The following is a 5,951-nucleotide window of genomic DNA, read 5'->3' as shown; positions in this document are numbered from 1 at the left end:
TGGAAACGGATGTTCTATCGGGACACACATTTTGTCCTATAAGCCTCAAAAAACCGAAGTCTAATACTTTTCCGAGAAGTGAACGAGACAAATCAGCCCCCCCCGAAGCATCGACACTTTAAGGGCATCGTTTCCTGCAGTTTCGATGCTGGAATCCTGCGATTTTGCGGCCGAAAAATGCGGATGCTTCGGGGGTCCGAATATGGTCGTTCACTTCTCGGGAAAAGTATTAGACCTCGATCCACGAGGGGGCATCCCTACCGTGGCAGGCGAATCGTAAAGCGGCTGCCGACCCCTTCGACCGAGGTCACACCGATGACACCGCCATGGCTATCGACGATCCACTTGGCAATGGCAAGCCCCAGACCCGAGCCCTGCGCGCCGGCATCGCGCGCGTTGTCGGCGCGGTAGAACCGCTCGAACGCGTGAGCTGCGGATTCCTGGTTCATGCCGATGCCCTCGTCCTCAACACTTATGTCGATCGTGCCCAAGCCCGCATTGGGCGTTATGCCAAATGTGACGGTCGTTCCCGCATCCGAGTACTTGGCGGCGTTTTGCACGATCACGCGCAGAGCCTGCTTCACGAGCGCCACGTCGACGGGCGCGTCGCAGCGCGGGTCGCTGGCAAGCAAGGCGTCAAAAGCCAGCCGATACGTGTGCTCGGCATCGATCATCTGCGACTCCTCGCATACCTCGCCGACCAGTGCGGCCAGGTTGGTATTCGCATGCCGCAGGGCCGTGCGTCCGGCATCGCCGCGCGCCAAAAACAGCAGCTGCTCCACGAGCTCCTGCATGTGCTCGCTTTCGGCCTTGAGCGAGGCGATGGACTCTGCCAGTACGTCCGGGTCGTTTTTACCCCAGCGGTCGAGCATGTTCACGTAGCCCTGAATCACCGCGATGGGCGTGCGCAGCTCGTGGCTCGCATCGTTGACAAAGCGCATCTGCTGCAGCTTGGCCTCTTGCATCTGGCGCAGCAGGCGGTTGAGTGCGACCTCGATGCTTGCCAGGTCGGCGTCGCCGGTGGTGACGCTCGGCGAGTCGACGCTTGCGCGCTCGATGGCCTGCTCCAGCGTTTCCATCTTGCCGCCGGAGAGCTGCATACGGCCGAGCTCGTCCACGCGCAAGGCAAGGTCGTTGAGCGGCGCCATGGTGCGGCGCACGCGGCGGGCGCCGCCGAGCATGTTGAGCACGCTGATGACCTGCCAACCCATAACGACAAGGTAGAGAGGCCATAGCGCGACGAGGTCCTGCGCGAAGGGGAAGGTCTTGGTGGTACGCGCAAACTCGACGGTATAGGTGAGCGTTGTCAGGTCCCAGCCGCGTGCGGGCGTCAGCGACATGCCGTGAACGGTGGCGCCGGGAATCCAGCCTGCGGTAAACGCGCTGTCGGGCAGCGTCTGGTTGTATCCATAGACGAGGATCGCCGCCGCAATCACCATCAGCAACAGATCGAGCCAGACGTAGCTCATCAAGCGGCGCCACATATAGCCCCAGTTGATGGCGCGGGCGATGGAGGTGACGCGCTTGGCCTCGGCGTTATGCGCGGCAGACATAGCCCACCCCGCGCACGGTCTGGATGATGCGGGCGCCGCCAGCGTCTTCGATCTTGGCGCGCAAATGTGCGATGTGCACATCGACATTGTTGGTATCGCCCACGTAGTCGTAGCCTAGCGCCTCATGCGCGATGCGCTCGCGCGTGAGCACGGTGCCGGCGTGCGCCATAAGCAGGGCGAGGACGTCGAACTCGCGGGCCGTGAGCGCGATGGGCGAGCCGCCGACCGTGACTTCGCGGCGGTCGGGGTCGAGCGCAACCGATCCCACGGTGAGTGTGGCAGGGGAGGGCGAGGCAGGGGTCTGGGCCATGTCACTGGCCGGGGGCATCGAGGTGGCCTTCTCGCCCGCGACGCCCGCCATGCCCGCTCCGGCGCCGACGCCAGCTACGCCCGAAGCCGCCCGCATGGCCTCCGAGCGCTTCAACGCCACGCGGATCCGTGCGAACAGCTCCTCAATCGCAAACGGCTTGGTCAGGTAATCGTCGGCGCCGGCATCGAGCCCGGCAACCTTGTCCATCACGGCATCGCGCGCGGTGACCATAATCACCGGCACATCCTTGTGCTTGCGGATGCGCCGCAGCACTTCCATACCGTTGAGCTGCGGCAACAGTACGTCGAGCAGAATCAGATCGTAGTCGCGCTCCAGCGCCAGGTCCACGGCGGTGCGGCCGTCGGCGGCGTGCTCTACCTGGTAACCCTCGTGCTCCAGCTCGAGCGTCACAAAGCGGGCGATTTTCTCCTCGTCCTCTACAATCAGGATTCGTGCCATACGTGCCCCCGTCTGCGATTACTTGTCGTCGTTGAGATTTTGCTTGATGTCGTCTGCGGCGTCGGCGGCGTGATCCATCAGGTTATTGATGCTGCCGGGTACATCACCGTCGCTGTCGATGCGGTAGCGCATGCCAAAGAACAGGCCAATCAGCATCAGCCATATCGTGGCGCCCCAGGCAAACAGCGCGACGATGGGGATCAGGATGGGAATGTTGAGGATGATCGCATCGCGGCGCGTGGCGATAAACTTGGTGTCCAGACTCAGGCGGAAGAGCTTTTTGAGGTACTCCCACACGCTGTCCATCTTCTTGGAGAAGTCGGTCTTTTCGCTCGACTTTTCGTAGGCGGCCTGCGCGGCGACCATCTCGGCAGAGGGCTCATCGACTGGTGCGGACTCGGTGGCGGCATGCGCCGATGTGGTCTGGGTCTTGCCCTGCGACTCAAGCCAAATGATGGCGTCCAGAACGTTGCCGTCGGCGGCGTCGAGCGCGGCCTTGGCATCGGTGTAGCTCACGTTGCACTTGGTGCGGATGGTTTCAACTTTTTCGAGGTCGTCCATGACCTGTCCTTTCGTTCGATGGGCGCGACGTCGGGCGATCTGCCCGGGCGCGAGCGTTGCGTTCGGCGGCCTGCGTTGCGCGCCGCCGCCCCGCCCTCGGTCGAACTCTATAGTGCAGGTTATAGATTAAGCGATTCTTGAGCCAAGATTAATGTTGGATGAGTTTTTGGGTGGCGTGAGGGAGGAGCGGAATGTGTCTATTGGGTTGCGCGGGGGAGAAACGACTCGCCTTTTGGGCTGCTGCCGACGAGGTCTAATACTTTTCCGAGAAGTGAACGAGCTAAATCGGACCCTCGAAGCATCGACACTTTAGAGGTGCCGTTTCCTGCGGTTTCGGTGCCAGAATCCTGCGTTTATGCCGTTGAAAAATGCGGATGCTCCAGGGGGCCAAAAAACAGACGTTCACTTCGCGGAAAAGTATTAGACCTCAATAGCGGGGGATGGGGTGCCGGTGCAAAACGGCGTCAAGGGTTGGTCGAGCAGGCGGTTTCCCCATGGATGTCCGCACGACATGTGACACTTACCCTGCCGTCCTGCTCTGCCGCGGCGGCATGTACCCAAACAACGACCCTCTAAGGAGTTCGATATTGATGAGTGACAACACCAAGCATCTCGCAAAGAAGTGCGTCAAGGACGCGGGGCCGTGCCTCGCGCTGTGCGTAGCCGGCGCAGCGGTCGCGCTGCTGGCTGTTCTGGGGCCATTCGACGTGCTCCGAAGTGCCAGTTCCCTGCACGTTTGCATGGCCCTTGCCGGCGCCATGATGACCGGCGGCTTGCTCGATCTGGTTTTTTGGGTGCTTGACCCGTTTGGATGGAAGAACGAGGGGTAAGCCCTAAGGGATGGAAGGGCTGGAACGGTTAGCTTAGTAATCGTGCAGAATGCGGGCTAGCGACTTGCAGGGAAGTGGTGATCCGATGACGGTCTATGTGACGGGCGATGTACACGGTGGCATCGACATGCAAAAGCTGCGCGACTGGGAACTTGGGGATAGTCTGACGAGCGACGACTATCTCATCATCGCGGGCGACTTTGGCTTTCCGTGGGATTATTCTGCCGAGGAATGCGCCGATATCGCATGGCTGGAGTCGCGCCCCTATACCGTGCTGTTCGTCGACGGCAACCACGAGCGTTTCGATCACTGGGCGGAGCGTCCCATGGAGCTGTGGCACGGTGGGCTGACGCAGCGTCTGTCGGATACCTCCCCCATACGGCGCCTGACGCGCGGCGAGGTTTTTGAGCTCGACGGCTCAACGATCTTTACCATGGGCGGCGCCACGAGCGTGGACAAAGAATACCGCATTCCCTATTCCAGCTGGTGGCCGCAGGAACTGCCGGACGAGCGCAACTTTGAGGAGGCGCGGGCAAAGCTCGACAGCGTGGGTTGGAAGGTCGACTACGTGGTCACCCACACCTGCTCTACGCGCATGCTTTCGCCCACGCTTTATCCGGCACCCGGCTGGAATTACCCCGCCGTTGATCGGCTTACGGCATTTTTCGATGAGCTGGAAGACCGCTTGGATTACAAGTGCTGGTATTACGGGCATTTCCATCGGGATGCCAACCCGGCCGAGCGCCATACCGTGCTCTACGACTGCATCGTTCGCCTGGGCGACGAACTCCAGCCCTGGGATGTTGCGTAGGGGTGGAGTGAGCGGCTACTCGGCCGTTACAGTGATGTTCTCCCGGTGTGCGCGGATAACGTCCCAGCTAAAGTGCTCGACCAGTTGCTCGGCAGAGCGCGGCGTGGTGTCCGGCACGATGCCCGTTTGCCCGGCGAGCCAGCCCAGCAGTGCCTCGGGTGTGCCAAAGCGGGCGCGGAGCTCTCCCAGGTCCAGATCGCGATCGCGCTTGGAAAGGCGGCGGCCGTCCGGTGACATGAGCAGCGGAATGTGCGCGTAGCGCGGCATGGGCAGTCCCAGCAGATGCTGCAGATAGATCTGGCGCGGCGTGGAACCCAGCAGATCGCATCCGCGCACGACCTCGGTGACGCCCATGGCGGCGTCATCGACCACCACGGCCAGCTGATAGGCAAACACGCCGTCGCTGCGGCGCACCAAAAAGTCGCCGCACTCAGTGGCGAGCGCCTCGCATTGGGCACCATACGTGCGGTCCACGAATTCGATCACGTCGTCTGCGAGATCATCGACGGTGGGCACGCGCAGACGCGTGGCTGGGGCGCGCAGAGCACTGCGGCGGGCGATTTCTTTGGCAGAAAGGTTTCGGCAGGCGCCGCGGTAGATGGGCGTGCCGTCGCTGGCGTGCGGCGCGCTTGCGGCGTGGAGCTCGGCGCGCGTGCAAAAGCAGGGGTAGGTGAGGTCGGCGTCTTGCAGACGGCGCAGGGCGGCTTCATACAGATCCAGGCGATCGTGCTGGTAATAGGGGCCTTCGTCCCACTCGAGTCCCAGCCAGGCTAGGTCGTCAATCAGTTGAGCGGCAAGTTCCGGGCGCTTGCAGCGATCGTCCAGATCCTCGATGCGCAACACGATGCTGCCGCCCTGGCTGCGGGCCGAAAGCCACGCACACAGGCAGCTGAACACGTTGCCCAGGTGCATGCGGCCCGAGGGCGACGGGGCAAAGCGGCCCACGACGGGGGTGGGAGAGGGAGTCGCCGTCGACGTGGCCACGGCGGGCGTTGCTATGTTGCGTGCTTTGATATCCATGCGGACGAGTATAGCGCGGGGCGCGATGGGGAGGCGTCACTGTGGTCCGCAAGTTGTCGAGGCCCCTCATTGCGTATGGCGGGTCGCAGACTCGGTGCTTTGATACCTGTCCATCAACTCGGCACCTAAGACGACAGAAACCCCGGCAGCTCTTCGCAACTGCCGGGGTTTCCGCGGAAAAGGGGGACATGATCCTCGAGCGAACGGGAAAGGGGCAAACCGTTTTCGCTCAACTGCTTTATGCCCTTCGCCCGCAGGCTCAATCAGCGTTTTTAGCGGCAACACAAAGCCGCTACACCTGTGACGGAGCTGTGAAGTGGTGTCTGCTGCTGGCGCGGGCCATGGCAAGGAGTGTCCCAGACTGCCGGCAGAGACGATATGAGCAGGACATAAAACATTGAGAGCCC

At 62.1% G+C, this 5,951-nt stretch carries 6 protein-coding genes; 2 read left to right on the top strand and 4 right to left on the bottom strand.

All coding sequences use genetic code 11. The features are described 5' to 3' along the window. Positions 1-257 precede the first annotated feature (257 nt). From DWX63_RS10825 to DWX63_RS10815, 3 genes are read right to left on the bottom strand one after another with little or no spacing between them, the layout of a single operon-like run. A complete protein-coding gene (locus DWX63_RS10825; RefSeq protein WP_117843709.1) occupies positions 258-1,553 on the bottom strand; it encodes a cell wall metabolism sensor histidine kinase WalK in 1,296 nt (431 codons plus the stop codon). Continuing rightward, positions 1,537-2,322 (bottom strand): response regulator transcription factor, encoded by a 786-nt coding sequence (locus DWX63_RS10820; RefSeq protein WP_117843708.1) that lies wholly within the window; start codon positions 2,320-2,322, stop codon positions 1,537-1,539. The genes DWX63_RS10825 and DWX63_RS10820 overlap by 17 nt, the downstream gene beginning before the upstream one ends. A gap of 18 nt (positions 2,323-2,340) precedes the next feature. Beyond that, positions 2,341-2,883, bottom strand: a complete 543-nt coding sequence (locus DWX63_RS10815) for a DUF4342 domain-containing protein (protein ID WP_117843707.1) — start codon at positions 2,881-2,883, stop codon at positions 2,341-2,343. Positions 2,884-3,473: 590 nt separating this feature from the next. Here DWX63_RS10815 and DWX63_RS10810 point away from each other — a divergent pair. Beyond that, positions 3,474-3,713 (top strand): hypothetical protein, encoded by a 240-nt coding sequence (locus DWX63_RS10810; RefSeq protein WP_117843706.1) that lies wholly within the window; start codon positions 3,474-3,476, stop codon positions 3,711-3,713. An 85-nt stretch (positions 3,714-3,798) separates the two neighbouring features. After that, positions 3,799-4,524, top strand: coding sequence for a metallophosphoesterase (locus DWX63_RS10805; RefSeq protein WP_117843705.1), 726 nt, complete (start codon positions 3,799-3,801; stop codon positions 4,522-4,524). A 15-nt stretch (positions 4,525-4,539) separates the two neighbouring features. Here the strand turns inward: DWX63_RS10805 and gluQRS are convergent, their stop codons facing one another. Beyond that, entirely contained in the window at positions 4,540-5,544 is a 1,005-nt protein-coding gene (gene gluQRS / locus DWX63_RS10800; protein ID WP_255413254.1) for a tRNA glutamyl-Q(34) synthetase GluQRS, read from the bottom strand. Between the last annotated feature and the right edge of the window lie 407 nt (positions 5,545-5,951).

The sequence above is a fragment of the Collinsella sp. AF20-14LB genome (assembly GCF_003459505.1).
GTDB lineage: Bacteria > Actinomycetota > Coriobacteriia > Coriobacteriales > Coriobacteriaceae > Collinsella.
Note: the sequence above shows the minus strand (reverse complement) of the source record. Positions and strands in the feature narration are given on the sequence as shown.